The organism is Streptomyces sp. NTD91 (genome assembly GCF_059510455.1).
The window spans coordinates 166,525-182,837 of sequence record NZ_JCAJZW010000003.1 but is presented as its reverse complement, the minus strand read 5'-3'; the positions used below and the strand labels follow the sequence as shown (position 1 = coordinate 182,837).

Annotated in this window: 13 protein-coding genes; 8 read left to right on the top strand and 5 right to left on the bottom strand. The window is 73.1% G+C overall.

Features of this window, described 5'->3' with window-relative positions; genetic code table 11:
* Window positions 1-26 precede the first annotated feature (26 nt).
* The 3 genes from AC5WRT_RS05335 (at window position 27) to AC5WRT_RS05325 (ending at window position 3,075) form a co-directional block, all read left to right on the top strand.
* Window positions 27-806: a lysophospholipid acyltransferase family protein gene (locus tag AC5WRT_RS05335; protein ID WP_496099978.1), complete on the top strand. Its 780-nt coding sequence runs from the start codon at window positions 27-29 to the stop codon at window positions 804-806.
* Window positions 803-1,813: an NAD(P)H-dependent glycerol-3-phosphate dehydrogenase gene (locus AC5WRT_RS05330; RefSeq protein WP_496096942.1), complete on the top strand. Its 1,011-nt coding sequence runs from the start codon at window positions 803-805 to the stop codon at window positions 1,811-1,813. The genes AC5WRT_RS05335 and AC5WRT_RS05330 overlap by 4 nt, the downstream gene beginning before the upstream one ends.
* Before the next feature lie 104 nt (window positions 1,814-1,917).
* On the top strand, window positions 1,918-3,075 hold the full coding sequence (locus AC5WRT_RS05325) for a D-alanine--D-alanine ligase family protein (protein ID WP_496096941.1): 1,158 nt from the start codon (window positions 1,918-1,920) through the stop codon (window positions 3,073-3,075).
* Window positions 3,076-3,085: 10 nt separating this feature from the next.
* Here AC5WRT_RS05325 and AC5WRT_RS05320 read toward each other — a convergent pair whose 3' ends face one another.
* On the bottom strand, window positions 3,086-3,604 hold the full coding sequence (locus tag AC5WRT_RS05320; RefSeq protein ID WP_496096940.1) for a DUF3515 domain-containing protein: 519 nt from the start codon (window positions 3,602-3,604) through the stop codon (window positions 3,086-3,088).
* A gap of 20 nt (window positions 3,605-3,624) precedes the next feature.
* Window positions 3,625-3,858 carry an Lrp/AsnC family transcriptional regulator gene (locus AC5WRT_RS05315; RefSeq protein ID WP_003997603.1) on the bottom strand — a complete coding sequence of 78 codons (234 nt, stop codon included), beginning with the start codon at window positions 3,856-3,858 and terminating at the stop codon, window positions 3,625-3,627.
* A 268-nt stretch (window positions 3,859-4,126) separates the two neighbouring features.
* Between AC5WRT_RS05315 and AC5WRT_RS05310 the strand changes: the two genes are divergently transcribed.
* The gene (locus tag AC5WRT_RS05310; RefSeq protein ID WP_496096939.1) at window positions 4,127-5,092 is read left to right on the top strand and encodes a thiamine-phosphate kinase; all 966 of its coding nucleotides are present in this window, start codon (window positions 4,127-4,129) and stop codon (window positions 5,090-5,092) included.
* Complete coding sequence (gene thiD, locus AC5WRT_RS05305) at window positions 5,089-5,874, top strand: bifunctional hydroxymethylpyrimidine kinase/phosphomethylpyrimidine kinase (protein ID WP_496096938.1); 786 nt, start codon at window positions 5,089-5,091, stop codon at window positions 5,872-5,874. Before AC5WRT_RS05310 ends, thiD begins: the two co-directional genes overlap by 4 nt.
* Window positions 5,875-6,031: 157 nt before the next feature.
* Here the strand turns inward: thiD and rpmB are convergent, their stop codons facing one another.
* Window positions 6,032-6,217 carry a 50S ribosomal protein L28 gene (rpmB, locus tag AC5WRT_RS05300; RefSeq protein ID WP_003993230.1) on the bottom strand — a complete coding sequence of 62 codons (186 nt, stop codon included), beginning with the start codon at window positions 6,215-6,217 and terminating at the stop codon, window positions 6,032-6,034.
* 258 nt (window positions 6,218-6,475) lie between these two features.
* Here rpmB and AC5WRT_RS05295 point away from each other — a divergent pair, with 258 nt between their 5' ends.
* Window positions 6,476-8,350: a DAK2 domain-containing protein gene (locus AC5WRT_RS05295; protein WP_496099977.1), complete on the top strand. Its 1,875-nt coding sequence runs from the start codon at window positions 6,476-6,478 to the stop codon at window positions 8,348-8,350.
* A 13-nt stretch (window positions 8,351-8,363) separates the two neighbouring features.
* On the opposite strand, the gene AC5WRT_RS05290 is transcribed toward AC5WRT_RS05295, so the two are convergent.
* Together AC5WRT_RS05290 and AC5WRT_RS05285 are read right to left on the bottom strand one after the other, a co-directional pair.
* Window positions 8,364-11,312, bottom strand: coding sequence for a tetratricopeptide repeat protein (locus AC5WRT_RS05290; RefSeq protein WP_496099976.1), 2,949 nt, complete (start codon window positions 11,310-11,312; stop codon window positions 8,364-8,366).
* Entirely contained in the window at window positions 11,312-13,147 is a 1,836-nt protein-coding gene (locus AC5WRT_RS05285) for an HSP90 family protein (protein ID WP_496096963.1), read from the bottom strand. The genes AC5WRT_RS05290 and AC5WRT_RS05285 overlap by 1 nt, the downstream gene beginning before the upstream one ends.
* Window positions 13,148-13,369: 222 nt before the next feature.
* Between AC5WRT_RS05285 and recG the strand changes: the two genes are divergently transcribed.
* Window positions 13,370-15,586 (top strand): ATP-dependent DNA helicase RecG, encoded by a 2,217-nt coding sequence (gene recG / locus AC5WRT_RS05280; protein ID WP_496096935.1) that lies wholly within the window; start codon window positions 13,370-13,372, stop codon window positions 15,584-15,586.
* Between the two features lies 1 nt (window position 15,587).
* Window positions 15,588-16,295, top strand: coding sequence for a 16S rRNA (guanine(966)-N(2))-methyltransferase RsmD (gene rsmD, locus AC5WRT_RS05275; protein WP_496096934.1), 708 nt, complete (start codon window positions 15,588-15,590; stop codon window positions 16,293-16,295).
* Window positions 16,296-16,313: the final 18 nt, after the last annotated feature.

Sequence of the window (16,313 nt, the reverse complement as noted above, 5' to 3'; positions counted from 1 at the left end):
TGACAGCCCTAGAGGAAGGTGTCCTTGTGCCCCGCCGCAGAATCGGCTTCTGGTACCGCTTCGCCGCGGTGATCTGCAAACCGCCGCTGGTGGTTCTGATCAAGCGGGACTGGCGTGGAATGGAGCACATTCCGGCCGAGGGCGGATTTATCACCGTGGTGAACCACAATTCCCACGTCGATCCCTTCGCGTACGCGCACTATCAGTACAACACCGGACGGGTTCCGCGATTCCTGGCGAAGAGCGGGCTTTTCAAGAAGGGATTCGTCGGCGCCGCCATGCGTGGCACCGGGCAGATCCCCGTCTACCGGGAGTCCACGGACGCGCTCAGTGCCTTCCGCGCCGCGATCGACGCCGTGGAGCGCGGCGAGTGCGTCGCCTTCTACCCCGAGGGCACCCTCACCCGCGACCCGAACGGCTGGCCCATGACCGGCAAGACCGGCGCCGCCCGGGTCGCCCTGCAGACCAAGTGCCCGGTCATCCCGGTCGCCCAGTGGGGCGCCAACGAACTGCTGCCGCCGTACGCCAAGAAGCCCAGCCTCTTCCCGCGCAAGACGCACCACGTGCTCGCGGGCCCGCCCGTGGACCTGTCCCGCTTCTACGACAAGGAGATGACTCCGGAGCTGCTCAAGGAGGCCACCGAGGTCATCATGGCGGCCATCACCCGCCGGCTCGAGGAGATCCGCGGCGAGAAGGCGCCCGAGACGCGCTACGACCCGCGCCGCGAGCGGATCGAACAGCGGCGCCGCACCGAGGCGCAGACGGCGCAGACCAGGGGCAAGGAACCGGAGGGGCAGGGCAAGTGAGCACGGCGGTCAAGGCGGCGGTCATGGGCACCGGCTCATGGGGCACCGCCTTCGGTATGGTCCTCGCCGACGCGGGCTGCGCGGTGACCCTGTGGGCCCGCCGTCCCGAGCTGGCCGAGGCCGTCAACTCGACGCGGACCAACCCCGACTACCTGCCCGGCGTCGAACTCCCGGAGAGCCTGAGGGCCACCTCCGACCCCGCCGAGGCCCTGCGGGACGCGGACTTCACCGTCCTCGCCGTCCCCTCCCAGACCCTGCGCGCCAACCTCGCCGAATGGGCGCCGCTGCTCGCCCCGGGCACCGTGCTCGTCTCCCTGATGAAGGGCGTCGAACTCGGCTCCGCCATGCGGATGAGCGAGGTCGTCGAGGACGTCGCCAAGGTCGGCGCCGAGCGCATCGCGGTCGTCACCGGGCCCAACCTGGCCCGGGAGATCGCCGCCCGCATGCCGGCCGCCGCCGTCGTCGCCTGCACCGACGAGGCCGTCGCCCGGCGCCTGCAGGCCGCCTGCCACACGCCGTACTTCCGGCCGTACACCAACACCGACGTCGTCGGCTGCGAACTGGGCGGCGCGGTCAAGAACGTCATCGGTCTCGCGGTCGGCATCGCCGACGGCATGGGCCTCGGCGACAACGCCAAGGGCTCGCTCATCACGCGCGGCCTGGCGGAGACCACGCGGCTCGGCATGGCCCTCGGCGCCGACCCGCTGACCTTCTCCGGACTCGCCGGTCTCGGCGACCTGGTGGCGACCTGTTCCTCGCCGCTGTCCCGGAACCACACCTTCGGCACCAATCTGGGCAAGGGCATGACCCTGCAGGAGACCATCGCGGTCACCAAGCAGACCGCCGAGGGCGTCAAGTCCTGCGAGTCGGTGCTGGATCTGGCCCGCCGGCACGGTGTCGACATGCCCATCACCGAGACGGTCGTCGCCATCGTCCACGAGGGCAAGTCGCCGGTGGTCGCCGTCAAGGAGCTGATGTCGCGCACCGCCAAGCCCGAGCGGCACTGAGACAGCCGCCGCCACAACGCTGAGCGACCGCCCGGGGGACACGCAGTCACGGCGGCCGAGCGGGCGCTGACTCGGGAGATACCAGCGGGTACTCTCAACGCGATATGAGCACCGAGAACCTTCCCCAGAGCCCCGAGCAGCCGTCGCGCAAGCCGCGCGTGGCCGTCGTGTTCGGCGGGCGCAGCTCCGAACACGGGATCTCCATGGTCACCGCCGGCGCGGTCCTCAAGGCCATCGACCGGACGAAGTACGACGTCCTGCCGATCGGCATCACGCGGGAGGGCCGTTGGGTGCTCACCGCGGACGAGCCGGAGCGGATGGCCATCACCGACCGCCGCCTGCCGGAGGTCGAGGAACTGGCGGAGTCCACCGACGGCGGCGTGGTGCTCCCCGTCGACCCCGCCAGCCGCGAGGTCGTCTACAGCGAGCCCGGCTCGGTGCCCAAGGCGCTCGGCGAGGTCGACGTCGTCTTCCCGGTACTGCACGGCCCGTACGGCGAGGACGGCACGCTCCAGGGCCTCCTGGAGCTGTCCGGGGTGCCGTACGTGGGCGCGGGTGTGCTCGCCTCGGCCGTCGGCCAGGACAAGGAGTACATGAAGCGGATCTTCACCTCCTACGGGCTCAAGGTCGGCCCGTACGTGGTGATCCGGCCGCGCGAGTGGGAGCGGGACGAGTCCGCCGCCCGCAAGAGGATCATCGACTTCGCCGGCGACCACGGCTGGCCGCTGTTCGTGAAGCCCGCGCGCGCGGGCTCGTCGATCGGCATCACCAAGGTCGACGACCTGTCCGGCCTGGACGAGGCGATCGCCACCGCGCAGGCCCACGACCCGAAGATCCTGGTCGAGGCCGCCGTGCGGGGCCGGGAGATCGAGTGCGGCGTGCTGGAGTTCGAGGACGGGCCGCGCGCCTCCGTGCCGGCCGAGATCCCGCCGCCCGACGCCCACGCGTACTACGACTTCGAGGCCAAGTACATCGACTCCACGCCCGGCATCGTCCCGGCTCCGCTCACCGAGGAGCAGACCGCCGAGGTGCGGGACCTCGCCGTGCAGGCCTTCGAGGCCGTGTCCTGCGAGGGCCTGGTCCGCGCGGACTTCTTCCTCACCGAGGACGGCGAGTTCGTGATCAACGAGATCAACACCCTGCCCGGCTTCACGCCGATCTCGATGTACCCGCAGATGTGGCAGGCCAGCGGCGTCGGCTACCCGGAGCTGATCGACCGCCTGGTGCAGGCGGCGCTGCGGCGCTCGACCGGCCTGCGCTGAGCCCGCACGCTCACTTCATGGAGGCGATCCCCTCGGGGATCGCCTTCTTCACGGCCGGGGCGAGATCCGTGAGGATGCCGGTGCCCTCGTCCTGCGCGGACATCCCCCTGGGCAGGCTGATCTGCACGTAGGCCACGCGGCCTGCGGTGGTGAACCGCCAGGTGCCGTCGCCCTGCTTCTCCATGAGCCAGTCGACGCCGTCCACCCCGCCTGCGATGGCGTCGGGGTCACCGCCCTCGGCCACCTTCGGGTCGATCATCTTCGGGGGCCGTACGACACCGCAGCGCAGTATGATCGCCGGGTTTCCCCAGCCCGCCGTGTAGGCGGACCGGGGTTCGGGGTCGTTGCGGCTTCGCCCGTCGAGCTTGTGCGGCAGCACCCGGTGCAGATCCCGGCACACCGCCGCCGTCCTCGCGTCGGGGCTGGGAACCGCCACGGTGGCGCTGTCGTCTGCTGAGGAGCAGCCCGCGACCGCGATCAGCAGCGCGGGCGCGAGCAGGCCGAGAGGCCGGTGACGGAAGATGTTCACCGGCCAAGGGTAGACGGGGGCTACAGATGCACGACCGGACAGGTCAGGGTGCGGGTGATGCCGTCCACTTGCTGGACCTTGGCAACCACCATGCGGCCGAGGTCGTCGACCGTGTCGGCCTGGGCACGGACGATGACGTCGTACGGTCCCGTCACGTCCTCGGCCTGGATCACTCCAGGGATCTTGCTGATCGTCTCGGCGACGGTCGACGCCTTGCCGACCTCCGTCTGGATCAGGATGTACGCCTGTACCACGGAACCTCCAGGGCGGCCACGAGGATCATGTGGGGAAAAGGAACGCCACGGTATCGCGTCCCCGCTCCCCGCGGGGAGACCTGCGGGAACCGGGCTTGCGCGCCAGGGTGCGGGCACGAACGGAAGTTGACGGTCTCACGATCGTCCCGACGGCCGGGCGGACCGTGTCGGCGGTCGGCGGGACCGGACCGACGGTCACCTCGACCGTATCGGGGACACTGATGACGCGCGAGTGGACACGGCATGGCAGAGAAGGGGAGCAAGGGCGATGAAGGGCACTGTTGGTGAGCTCGGGGAGTTCGGGCTCATCAGGGAGCTCACCTCCCGTCTCACCACCACCCCGGCGGTCCGGGTCGGGCCCGGCGACGACGCCGCGGTGGTCGCCGCGCCCGACCGGCGGGTGGTGGCGAGCACCGACATCCTGCTGGAGGGCCGGCACTTCCGCCGTGACTGGTCCACGGCCTACGACGTCGGGCGCAAGGCGGCGGCGCAGAACCTCGCCGACATCGCCGCCATGGGCGCCGTGCCGACCGCCCTGCTGCTCGGCCTCGTCGTCCCCGCCGAACTACCGGTGACCTGGCCGAGCGAGCTCATGGACGGCCTGCGCGACGAGTGCCAGGTTGCGGGCGCCTCCGTGGTCGGCGGTGACGTCGTGCGCGGCGACACGATCATGGTGTCGATCACGGCGCTCGGCGATCTGCGCAACCAGGAGCCCGTCACGCGCGCCGGCGCCCAGCCCGGCGACCTCGTGGCCGTCACGGGCTGGCTGGGCTGGTCCGCGGCCGGTTACGCGGTCCTCTCCCGCGGTTTCCGCTCCCCGCGCGCGTTCGTCGAGGCCCACCGGCGCCCCGAGCCGCCGTACCACGCGGGCCCGGCGGCGGCCGGGCTCGGCGCGACCGCGATGTGCGACGTGAGCGACGGGCTGATCGCCGACCTCGGGCACATCGCCGAGGCCAGCAAGGTCCGCATCGACATCCGCTCCGGCGCGATCGACATTCCCTCCCAGATGAACGACATCGGGCAGGCCGTCGGCGTGGATCCCCTGCAGTGGGTGCTGACCGGGGGAGAGGACCACGCGATCGTCGCGACCTTCCCGCCGGACACCAAGCTCCCGGCCCGCTGGAAGGTCATCGGCGAGGTCCTCAACCCCTCGGCGCTGCCCCAGGTCACCGTCGACGGGGCGCCCTGGACGAGCAAGGGCGGCTGGGACCACTTCGGGGACATCGAGTCGTGATCCCGCGCGTGCTGACCGTGGCCGGCTCCGACTCCGGTGGCGGGGCCGGCGTCCAGGCCGACCTGAAGACGATGCTGGCGCTCGGCGTGCACGGGATGAGCGTGATCACCGCCGTGACCGCGCAGAACTCACTGGGTGTCCAGGGCGCCTGGGAGCTGCCCGTGGAGGCGGTGCGGGCCCAGTACCGCAGCGTGATGGACGACATCGGCGTCCAGGCCGTGAAGACCGGGATGCTGGGCTCGGCGGAACTGGTCGAGGCGGTTGCCGAGTTGATCTCCGGCACCGACGCGCCGGCCGTGGTCGACCCGGTGGGCGTCTCCAAGCACGGGGACCCGCTGCTGGCCGCGTCCGCGCTGGACTCCGTGCGCACCAGGCTGCTGCCGGCGGCCACCGTGGCGACTCCGAACCTGGACGAGGTGGCTCAACTCACGAGGGTCCACGTCGAGTCGGAGGACGATCTGCGCCGGGCCGCGGCGGCCGTTCTGGAGCACGGGCCGCGGTGGGTGCTGATCAAGGGCGGGCATCTGCCCGGGGACGCCGTGGACCTGCTCACGGACGGCTCGGCGGAGCACTGGCTGCGCGCCCCCCGCCACGACAACCGGCACACGCACGGCACCGGCTGCACGCTGGCCTCCGCGATCGCGTCGGGGCTGGCGAAGGGGCTGGGCGTGCCGGCGGCGGTCCGCGAGGCCAAGGAGTACGTCACGGGGGCCGTCGCGGCCGGGTTCGCGCTGGGGTCGGGGATCGGGCCGGTGGACCACGGGTGGCGGCTGCGGAGGTGACCCCTGTGGGTACGGCGAACCGGACGGGGCGAGTCCGGGTACGGCAAAAAGCCGGCCCACCCTGAGGTGGACCGGCTCAGTGCAGCGAACCAGGCAGTGGCCGCGCGCGGATGGGGGTCCCCCCGCTCGGGCGAAGCCGAGACTGGGGGATGTAGCGTCAGCGCGAGACCTTGCCGGCCTTGATGCACGAGGTGCAGGCGTTCACGCGCTTCGGCGTCCCGCCGACCACGGTACGCACACGCTGGATGTTCGGGTTCCAGCGACGGGACGTACGGCGGTGCGAGTGCGAGATGTTGTTGCCGAAGCCCGGCCCCTTGCCGCAGACGTCGCAGTTGGCAGCCACCGGTCACTCCAAAGACTTCAGATGCACTTACGGTTGGTCCCGGCATGCCGGGATCGAGATCCTAAGACCTGAGATCTTGAGTGGCGTTGCCAGGGGAATGGCCCGACATGGATCGGGCAACCGGAGCAGCATACAACGGCTGCGCCCGTACAACGAAACTACCATGGCAGCTCAGGGCGCCGTTCACGCCCTCTTCCGGTGGACACCGGCTCGGGGTCTACGCTGCGTCCCACGTACGACCGGCTCAGGGAGGCGCAGGTGGCGCAGGTGCCGCAGACATTCCTCGATGCTCTCGCGGTGCGCACCTGGTGCGGTCTGGCGCTCGCGGCGCTGGGCCGCGCGCGGGAGGAGATCGACGCGATCAACGTCTATCCGGTGGCCGACGGCGACACCGGGACCAATCTCTACCTCACCCTCGAGTCGGCGGCCACGGCCGTGGAGGCGGTCTTCGCCGGGTACGAGACGGGCGCCGGGGAGCCGTCCCTGGCGGACACCGTGCACGCGATGGCCCACGGGGCGCTCATCGGGGCCCGCGGCAACTCGGGGACGATCCTGGCGCAGCTGTTGCGGGGGGTGGCGCAGGTGCTCGCCGAGGAGGGGGAGGGGACACGGGGCGACGGCGCGGGGCTGCGGCTGGCGCTGCGGCGGGCCGCCGACTCCGCCCGGCAGGCCGTGGCCCACCCCGTCGAGGGCACGGTGCTCACCGTCGCCTCGGCCGCCGCGGACGCCGCCGAGGAGGCCGAGGGCGACTGCGGGACGGTCGCGCGGGCGGCCTACGAGGGCGCGCTCACGGCCCTGGCGGCCACTCCGGGCCAGCTGGCCGTGCTCGGCCGTGCCGGGGTGGTCGACGCGGGCGGACGCGGACTGGTGGCGGTCCTGGGGGCGCTGGTGGAGGCGTTCACGGGGGAGGCGGTACGGGAGGCTCCCCCGTCGGCACGGGGGGACGCGTCGGTACGGGGGGCGGCGGGGGTGCCGGGGAGCCGGGAGGCGGGCGGGACGCCTGCCCTGCGCGACGCGTCGGCGGTTCCGGAGAGCCGGGCGGTGGGCGGGACGCGTGCCGTGGGTGAGGCCTCCGGGGTGCCGGGGTGCCGGGCCGGCGGCGAGATCTCCGGCGTGCGCGAGACGGCCGTGGCCCCGGGGGCCGTTTCCGCCGGGTACGCGCGCGTGGGCAACGCGTCCGGCGCGGACCTGTGCGCCGACGCCGACACCGGCGGGCCCGCCTACGAGGTGATCTATCTCCTGGAGGCCGACGACACGGCCGTGGCCCGGCTTCGGGACCGCCTCGACGCCCTCGGCGACTCCCTGGTCGTGGTGGGCGGCGACGGGCTGTGGAACGTCCATGTGCACGTCGACGACGCCGGCGCCGCAGTGGAGCTGGGCGTGGAGGCCGGGCGGCCGTACCGGATCCGGATCACCCACTTCGGGCTCGGGGACGTGCACACCGGCGGCGAGCGTCCGCCGCGCGAGCGCGCCCAGCGGGCCGTCGTCGCCGTCGTACCGGGCGAGGGCCTGGCCGGCCTCTACACCGAGGCGGGCGCCACGACCGTGCTCGCGCGCCCCGGGGAGCCGCCCGCCAGCGGGGAGCTGGTGCAGGCCGTACGGCGGGCCCACGCGCGCGAGGTGGTCCTGCTGCCCAACGACGCCGAGCTGCGCCACACGGCCGCGGCTGCCGCCGAGCAGGCCCGCACCGAGGGCATCCGGGTGGCCCTGATCCCGACCCGCTCGGCGGTCCAGGGCATCGCCGCGCTGGCCGTGCACGAGCCGGGGCGCCGGTTCGACGAGGACGTCGTCCAGATGACCGCGGCGGCGGGCGCCACCCGGTACGCCGAGGTCGTCGTCGCCGAACGCCAGTCCTGGACGACGGCCGGCATCTGCCAGGCCGGGGACGTGCTCGGCCTGATCGACGGCGACGTGGCGGTGATCGGCGCCGATGTCACCGCCACCGCCCGAACCGTCCTGGACCGCATGCTCCAGGCCGGCGGCGAGCTGGTCACCCTCGTCGTCGGCGACGAGGCCCCGGAGGCCGTCGCCGAACAGCTGGAGGCCCGGGTACGGGAGTCCTACCTCGCGGTGGACACGGTCGTGTACCGGGGCGGCCGCCAAGGGACGCTGCTGCTCATCGGCGTGGAGTGACCCATCCGTCGGCTCACCCGTCGAGCCCGAGCAGCTCGGTCGCCTCCGCCCGCCGTGCCCGGACGGTCTCGTCCTCCTCGCCGGCGTCCTCGTAGGCCGCGAGCACGGCACGCGCGCGTGCCACCGCCTCGGCGGGCCGGCCCAGCCCGGCCGCCAGCCGTCCGGCGGCGAGTTCGGCCCCGGTGCGGTCGTCCAGCCCGCTCGGGCCCAGCGCGCCGAACAGCGTGGCCGCCCGCTCCAGCTGAACCAGTGCCGCCTCGAACGCGGCCCGCACCGCCGTGTCCTCGTCGCCCCCGGGGCCCACGGCGGCATCCGCCTGTGCCGCCCCCTCCGTCGCCGAGCGGACCAGCAGCTCACCGAACTGGCGGTGCGTATGCGCCAGTTCGGTCGTGAGGTGGTCCCGGGACGCCGGGTCCGCCGCTGCCCGAAGCGCTCCCTCGCACTCCCGCAACGCCTCCGCCATCAGCTCCCGGGCGCCCTCCGCTCCGCTCTCCCGGCGCAGCGCCAGCCAGCCACGGGCCCGCAACGAGCGGGCGAGGAAGGCCGGATTGCCCAGCGTCCGCCACAGTGCGCCCGCCCGCGCGTACGCCCGGTCCGCCTCCTCCAGCAGACCGGCCTTGCCCAGCGACTCGGCGGCGAGATGGGCGAGCGTGGCGTGGTCCTGCTGCTCGGGCCAGTGCCGGGCGATCTCGGCCGCTCGCAGCCGGCGTTCGGCCGCCGCGCGATGGTCGTCCAGCTCGCTCAGGCAGTCGCCGAGCCACCACAGCGTCTGTACGACGGCGCCGTCGCCGTGCGTCTCGGCGGACAGGTCGGCCAGCGCCGACTCCAGCACCTCGGCGGCCTCCGCGCAGCGGCCCTGGCGGAGCAGGTGGCCGCCCAGCGCCTGCCGCGCCCAGGCGCCCAGCGTGCCGCTCTCGCCCGCCTCGTCGGCCCAGTGCGCGGCCTGGAGCGCGTGTTCGGCGGCCTCGGCGACCGCTCCGCGTCCGCCCACCACCTCGGCGAGCTGCAGGTGCAGCTGGGCCCGCCCGACCGGCTCCACGTACGGCCCGCCGTGCTCCAGCGCCGAGCGCAGCGCCCGCTCGGCCCCGGCCATGTCACCGGCCTGATGGGCCAGCGCGGCGACCTGCACCTCGTACTCCACGGCGAACCACGGCAGCCCGGCGCCCACGTACTCCTCGGCCGCCCGCCGGAACAACTCCGCGGCGCGCCCGCCGTCCCCGCGCATCCCCGCCAGTTCGGCGAGCATCCCCCGCGCCTCGGCGGCCCGGGCGGCCAGCCGTACGTCGTCCCCGGTCCGCCCGCCGACCAGCGCGAGCACCTCCCGCACGGCCTGCTCGACCCGGGTGAACGTCTCCGCGGCGGGCTCTCCTTCCGGTCCTTCGCGCACGTACCGCATCAGCACCCGCGCCCGGCTCATCACCACCGACGCCGTCTGGCGCACGCCGGTCGCCTCCTCGGCGTACAGGGCGAGGGCCTCGTCGTACAGGGCGTCGACCGTGTCCAGGGCGGCGGCCGGGTCACCCGCGAGGGCGCGGACGTAGGCTCCACGCGCGCGTGCCGCCAGGGCCTCGCCGGGGTCGCCGGCCTCCGCGTACAGGGCCGCCGCCCGCTCGAAGAGGTCGATGCCCTCGGGGCCGCGGGCCATCGCCTCGTGGTCGGCGATCTCGGCGCCGTCGCGGGGTTCCAGCTCGGTGTCGTGCGCGGCCCGCGCCACCGCCGCCCACGCCTCCAGGGCGTGCGGCCGCAGCGTCTTCGACAGCCGCCGCGCCTCGGCGAGCAGCGCCGCAAGGCCGGGCTCGTCCCGCGGTCCGGGTGCCGGGGGAGCGGTCACCGCAGCCGGCGCCGGGCGCACCGTGCGCACGCCCAGCGGCAGGCGGTCCACCAGCGGGCGCCGGTCCATGCGCGCGCGTGCCTGGTCGCCGACGTACGACGTGCCGTTGCGCCGGTCGAACCGCTCCGCCAGCTCGCGCGCCTCCACGCGTGCGTGCGCGGCGAGTTCGCCCGCCGTCCAGGTCCGTCCGGCCGGCCCCGGCACCCGCTGTCCGCCGAGGCCCAGCTCGGTCAGCCGGTCCATCAGCAGCGTCACCACGGCAAGGAAGTCCAGTCGGCTGCGCGGATGCCCGGTGTCCGTGAAGTACGCCGGCCGCTCGGCGAGCAGTTCCAGACCGCGCGCCTCGTTGCCGGTCAGCGCGCAGAACTCCACGTGGTCGGCGTACGCGCCGCGCATCGACTCCATCGGGCGCACGAGCCGGAAGCCCCGCAGGTGGTTCGCGCGGGCCTCGTCCAGGCGGCCCAGGCGCAGCAGCGGGACCAGCGAGGAGGCCAGCACGGTGTGTGGCTCGTGGGCGCAGGCGAACTCGCCCTCCAGCACCGGCCGCCACAGCTCGAGCGCCTCCGCGTCCCGGCCGCACCGGACCTGCCAGACGCCCTGTCCGTGCAGCTCGCACGCGTGGCAGTCGGCCATCTCGTCGCGGTCCGCGGCGAGCCACGCGGCGTACGCCCGCTGCGCCCGCGCCAAGTCCCCGGTGTGCGCGGCCACAGTGAACTCGGCGCTGCGCACGGCGCGTTCGGAGTACCCCGCGAGCCGGTGGCGGTGCTCCATCTCGCCGAGCCACTTCTCGATCGAGGCGAGCGGGACGTGCGGCTGGTCCAGCATGCCCGCCGACACCCACTTGAAGACCCAGTGCAGCGAGTGTGCCTCGTACGCGTCGAAGTCCTCGGGCCGTTCGTCCCACATGCGCAGCAGCCGCGCGAACGGGACGAACATCTTGTCCTTCTCGGAGCTGTAGTTGTAGACCTTCAGCTGGTGCCCGAGCGCCTCGACGACGGCCGGCGGGATGCCGAGCGACTCGGCCTCGGCGAGCAGCCGCTCCGCGCGCGCGTTGCGGGCCGGGCCCTCCGGCTGCTCGGCGTTCTCCGCCATCGCCCGGCGCAGCGCGTCGAAGTCCGCGATCTCCCCCATCAGCGGTCGCCCTCCCGGTGTGTGGCCCACTCCAGCAGGCCGATGAACGCCCGGTTCAGCAGCGCCGAGTCGGCGGGCCTGAGTGGACGCTGCGCCATCAGCAGCGCCTGCCCGTACAGCGACTCGGTCGCCGTCCCGATCAGCTCCGGCTCCTTCAGCGAACTGATCCTGCGCACCAGGGGGTTGAGATGGTTGAGCACCAGACGTGCGCGCGGCGCGCCGCCGCGCAGGGAGCCGAGGATGTCCGCCCACAGGTCGTCGGCCTGCTCCTCGGCCGCCGCGCGGGCCTGTTCGTGCCGCGCCGCGCGGTCGTCCAGGTGCAGGGCGGGCACGGAGAGGGGATGGAAGGCCCGCAGGACGACGTCGCAGCCCAGGGGGTCGAGTCTCGCCCGCGCCGCCGCCAGGAAGCCGGACAGCGCCAGCTCCTCGGCCGGGTCGACCGCGTCCAGGTGCGCGGTCACGGTCTCCGCGTCCAGCTCGGCGACCACCGTCCCCGGCCGCACCGACGGCAGCGCCTCGACCAGGTCGCCGTCGTACGTGTAGCCGCCGTTCACCACCCCGATGCCCTGCGCCGAGGCGATCGGCGCGACCTGCCGGTACTCCTCGACGGTCCGCGTGAAGTGCACCACCGGGTGCCGCTGGGCGAACTCCTCCAGGGACAGCTGCCCGTCGGTCGTCTCGAACGGCAGCCAGGGCAGCATCGTGCGCAGCATGCCGCGGTCGTGCCGGGCGAGCGACTTCACCCCCAGGTGGTGCACGGCGAGAAAGGCCGTCAGCCGCTCCGGATCACCGGCGGCGAGCCCAGTGAGCCAGGAGCGGATCCTCTCGCCGAGCGCGTCCCGCACGGCGGCCAGCGTCTCGTCCTCGTACAGCGACTCGCGCGAGGCCGTGGGCCGCAGACTGTCGGTGTCGAGCACACAGCGCACGAAGAATGCCCAGTCCGGCAGCAGCTGTTCGGCCCGTTCGGTCAGCAGCATGCCCTTCAGATGCACCCGGTGGCCCGCCCGCTGGGCCGGGCTCACGGCCGCCGGCAGGACGTACGCCACCCCGCGGATCCCGGCCAGCGGCACGTCCAGGTCGATCGAGTCCAGCGGCGCGAACCCGAACAGCTCCTGGCAGTGCCGGGCCAGCGCCACCCTTCTGCCCGCCGGGCCCGGACACGGCCGGTCCCAGGGCGCGGGCAGGTCGGTGACGGGTTCCTCGCCCACCCGGACGTCGTAGGGCAGCAGCGAGCCGAAGTCGCGGGCCAGACTCAGCACGCGCTCCGGCGCCAGCCACTCGGCAGCGCCGGGCCGCGCCGTGAGGTGGACGGTCGTACCGGGCTCGGGCCGCGCGGAGTCCGGCAGGGTACGGACGGTGTACGAGCCGTCGTCGCGCGCCGTCCACTCCACCGGCGGTGCGCCGGGCGTACGGGCGCTGCGGCTGACCACCCGGATCCGCTCGGCGACCACGAAGCAGGCGAGCAGGCCGATGCCGAACTGGCCGAGGAAGCCCGCACGGGCCTCCTGCAGACCCTCGGCGCGCTTGGAACTGCGCCCGATGGTCGCCAGCAGATCGTGCACGTCCGCCTCGGTGAGCCCGATCCCGCTGTCCTCCACCCGAAGGCCGCCGTCCGCCGGATGCAGCCGGACCAGCGCCGGGGCGTCCGGTTGCTCGGCCCGCCGGGCGGTGACGGCGTCGACGGCGTTCTGCAGCAACTCGCGCAGATAGACCCTGGGGCTTGAGTAGAGGTGATGGGAGAGCAGGTCCACCAGACCGCGCAGGTCGACCTGGAACATGTGAGGTGGGTGAGGTGACTGGGATGCCTGGGATGACTGTGAGGTCTGGGAGTCCATCGTCACTGCGCCGCAGGGAAGGGCGTGCGGCGCGGGGTCGGGCGGTCCCGGCGGGGCGGTGACCGCGAAAAGGATGGGCCGGAACGCGCCATCCTAGGCCCGCCGAGCGCGCCTGACCAGGAGATTCACCGATCCGCCCGACGACACTTCCCGAACCGCGGGACGCCGTCCGCGGCACATCCGCAGGTCGGCGCTACGGCATTGTCGGTGCCGTGGTGTGCAATGGATCGCGTGCCCGCACTGCGAGAACCACTGAAGCAGCCACTGAAGTCGGTGCTCGGCCCCGCCACCGCGAAGGTGATGGCCGAGCACCTCGGCCTGCACACCGTCGGCGACCTCCTCCACCACTACCCGCGCAGATACGAGGAGCGCGGCCAGCTCACCCGGCTCGCCGACCTCCCCATGGACGAGCACGTCACGGTGGTCGCCCAGGTCGCCGACGCCCGCCTGCACACCTTCGCCTCCACCAAGGCCCCCCGCGGCAAGGGCCAGCGCCTGGAGGTCACGATCACCGACGGCGGCGGCCGGCTCCAGCTGGTCTTCTTCGGCAACGGCGTCCACAAGCCCCACAAGGAGCTGCTGCCGGGCACGCGCGCGATGTTCGCGGGCAAGGTCTCCGTCTTCAACCGCCGCCTGCAACTCGCCCATCCCGCATACGAGTTGCTGCGCGGTGACGGCGAGGAGACCGTCGAGACCTGGGCCGGCGCCCTGATCCCGATCTATCCGGCCACCGCCAAGCTGGAGTCCTGGAAGATCGGCAAGGCGGTCCAGACGGTGCTGCCCACCGCCCTGGAGGCGGTGGACCCGCTCCCCGTCTCCCTGCGCGAGGGCCGCGGCCTGGTGCCCCTGCCCGAGGCCCTGCTCAAGATCCACCGCCCGCACACCAAGGCCGACGTCGCCGGCGCGCGCGCCCGCCTGAAGTGGGACGAGGCCTTCGTCCTCCAGGTCGCCCTGGCCCGCCACCGCTACGCCGACACCCAACTTCCCGCCCTCCCCCGCAAGGCCGGACCCGACGGTCTCCTGGCGGCCTTCGACGACCGCCTGCCCTTCACCCTCACAGAGGGCCAGCGGAAGGTCTCCGAGGAGATCTTCGACGACCTCGCCACGGAACACCCGATGCACCGCCTGCTCCAGGGCGAGGTCGGCAGCGGGAAGACGCTGGTGGCCCTGCGAGCCATGCTCGCCGTGGTCGACGCCGGTGGGCAGGCGGCCATGCTGGCGCCCACCGAGGTGCTCGCCCAGCAGCATCACCGTTCGATCACCGAGATGATGGGCGAGCTGGCCGAGGGCGGCATGCTGGGCGGTGCCGAGCACGCCACCAAGGTCGTCCTGCTCACCGGCTCCATGGGCGCCGCCGCCCGCCGCCAGGCCCTGCTCGACCTGGTCACCGGCGAGGCCGGCATCGTCATCGGCACCCACGCCCTGATCGAGGACAAGGTCCAGTTCCACGACCTCGGCCTCGTCGTGGTCGACGAGCAGCACCGCTTCGGCGTCGAGCAGCGCGACGCCCTGCGCGGCAAGGGCAAACAGCCCCCGCACCTGCTGGTGATGACGGCCACCCCGATCCCGCGCACGGTCGCCATGACGGTCTTCGGCGACCTGGAGACCTCCGTCCTCGACCAGCTCCCCGCGGGCCGCTCACCCATCGCCAGCCATGTGGTCCCGGCCGCCGACAAGCCCCACTTCCTCGCCCGCGCCTGGGAGCGGGTCCGTGAGGAGGTGGCGAACGGCCACCAGGCGTACGTCGTCTGCCCGCGCATCGGCGACGAGGAGGACGACCCGAAGAAGGCCGGCAGGAAGTCCCCCGAGGACGAGGCCGAGAAGCGCCCGCCGCTGGCCGTCCTCGACGTGGCCGACCAACTGAACCGCGGCCCCCTCCAGGGCCTGAGGGTGGAGGTCCTCCACGGTCGTATGCACCCCGACGACAAGGACGCGGTGATGCGCCGTTTCGCGGCCGGCGAGACCGACGTCCTCGTCGCCACCACGGTCATCGAGGTCGGGGTGAACGTCCCCAACGCCACGGTCATGGTCATCATGGACGCCGACCGATTCGGCGTCTCCCAGCTCCACCAGCTGCGTGGCCGCGTGGGCCGCGGCTCGGCACCCGGCCTGTGCCTCCTGGTCACCGAGATGCCCGAGGCCGGCGCCGCCCGCCAGCGTCTCAACGCGGTCGCCGCCACCCTCGACGGCTTCGAGCTCTCCCGCATCGACCTCGAACAGCGCCGCGAGGGCGACGTCCTCGGTCAGGCCCAGTCCGGTGCCCGCTCCTCCTTGCGCGTCCTGGCCGTCATCGAGGACGAGGAGGTCATCGCGGAGGCACGACGGGAGGCGACGGCCCTGGTGACGGCGGACCCGGAGCTGGAGGCTCTGCCGGGTCTTCGTACGGCGCTGGACGCGCTGTTGGACGAGGAGAGGGAGCAGTACCTGGAAAAGGGGTGATGTGGATCACGCAGGAGGCGCGGGGCCGTGCGAACTTGCGGCTGCCGCCCGCGGGCGCGAGCAGCCACGGCGCACCTGCTGCCAAACTGATTCCGTAACCACCCTCGAACAAGGACCGAAGATGACCCGCGTGATCGCCGGCCGGGCAGGCGGACGACGTCTCTCAGTACCTCCCGGCACCGGAACCCGCCCCACCTCCGACCGCGCCCGCGAAGGTCTCTTCTCCACCTGGCAGTCCCTCCTCGGCGGTCCCCTCGACGGCGAACGGGTCCTGGACCTCTACGCCGGCTCCGGCGCCGTGGGCCTGGAGGCCCTGTCCCGGGGCGCGAGCCACACGCTCCTCGTGGAAGCCGACGCCCGTGCGGCCCGAGTGGCCCGCGAAAACGTGCGGAACCTGGGGCTTCCGGGCGCCGAGGTGCGCGCGGGCAAAGCAGAACAGATCATCCGGCAACCGGCACCGGACGAGCCGTACGGCCTGGTCTTCCTCGACCCCCCGTACGCCGTCCCGGATCACGATCTTCGGGAGATTCTGCTCACACTCCGCTCGGAAGGCTGGCTCGCTGAGCAAGCGCTCGTCACCGTGGAGCGCAGCACCAGAGGCGGCCCCTTCCACTGGCCGGACGGCTTCGAGGCGATCAGGTCCCGTCGCTACGGCGAGGGAACGTTTTGGTACGGTCGCGCCGCCTCTACGTGCGAAGACGCACGATGACCGGACCGGAGAGCGAGG

Excerpts from the sequence above, each read along its gene's own strand:
- AC5WRT_RS05325 (WP_496096941.1), top strand. The coding sequence starts at position 1,918 with ATGAGCACCGAGAACCTTCCCCAGAGCCCCGAGCAGCCGTCGCGCAAG.
- AC5WRT_RS05310 (WP_496096939.1), top strand. The coding sequence starts at position 4,127 with ATGAAGGGCACTGTTGGTGAGCTCGGGGAGTTCGGGCTCATCAGGGAG.
- AC5WRT_RS05290 (WP_496099976.1), bottom strand. The coding sequence starts at position 11,312 with ATGGGGGAGATCGCGGACTTCGACGCGCTGCGCCGGGCGATGGCGGAG.
- AC5WRT_RS05285 (WP_496096963.1), bottom strand. The coding sequence starts at position 13,147 with ATGGACTCCCAGACCTCACAGTCATCCCAGGCATCCCAGTCACCTCAC.
- recG (WP_496096935.1), top strand. The coding sequence starts at position 13,370 with ATGGATCGCGTGCCCGCACTGCGAGAACCACTGAAGCAGCCACTGAAG.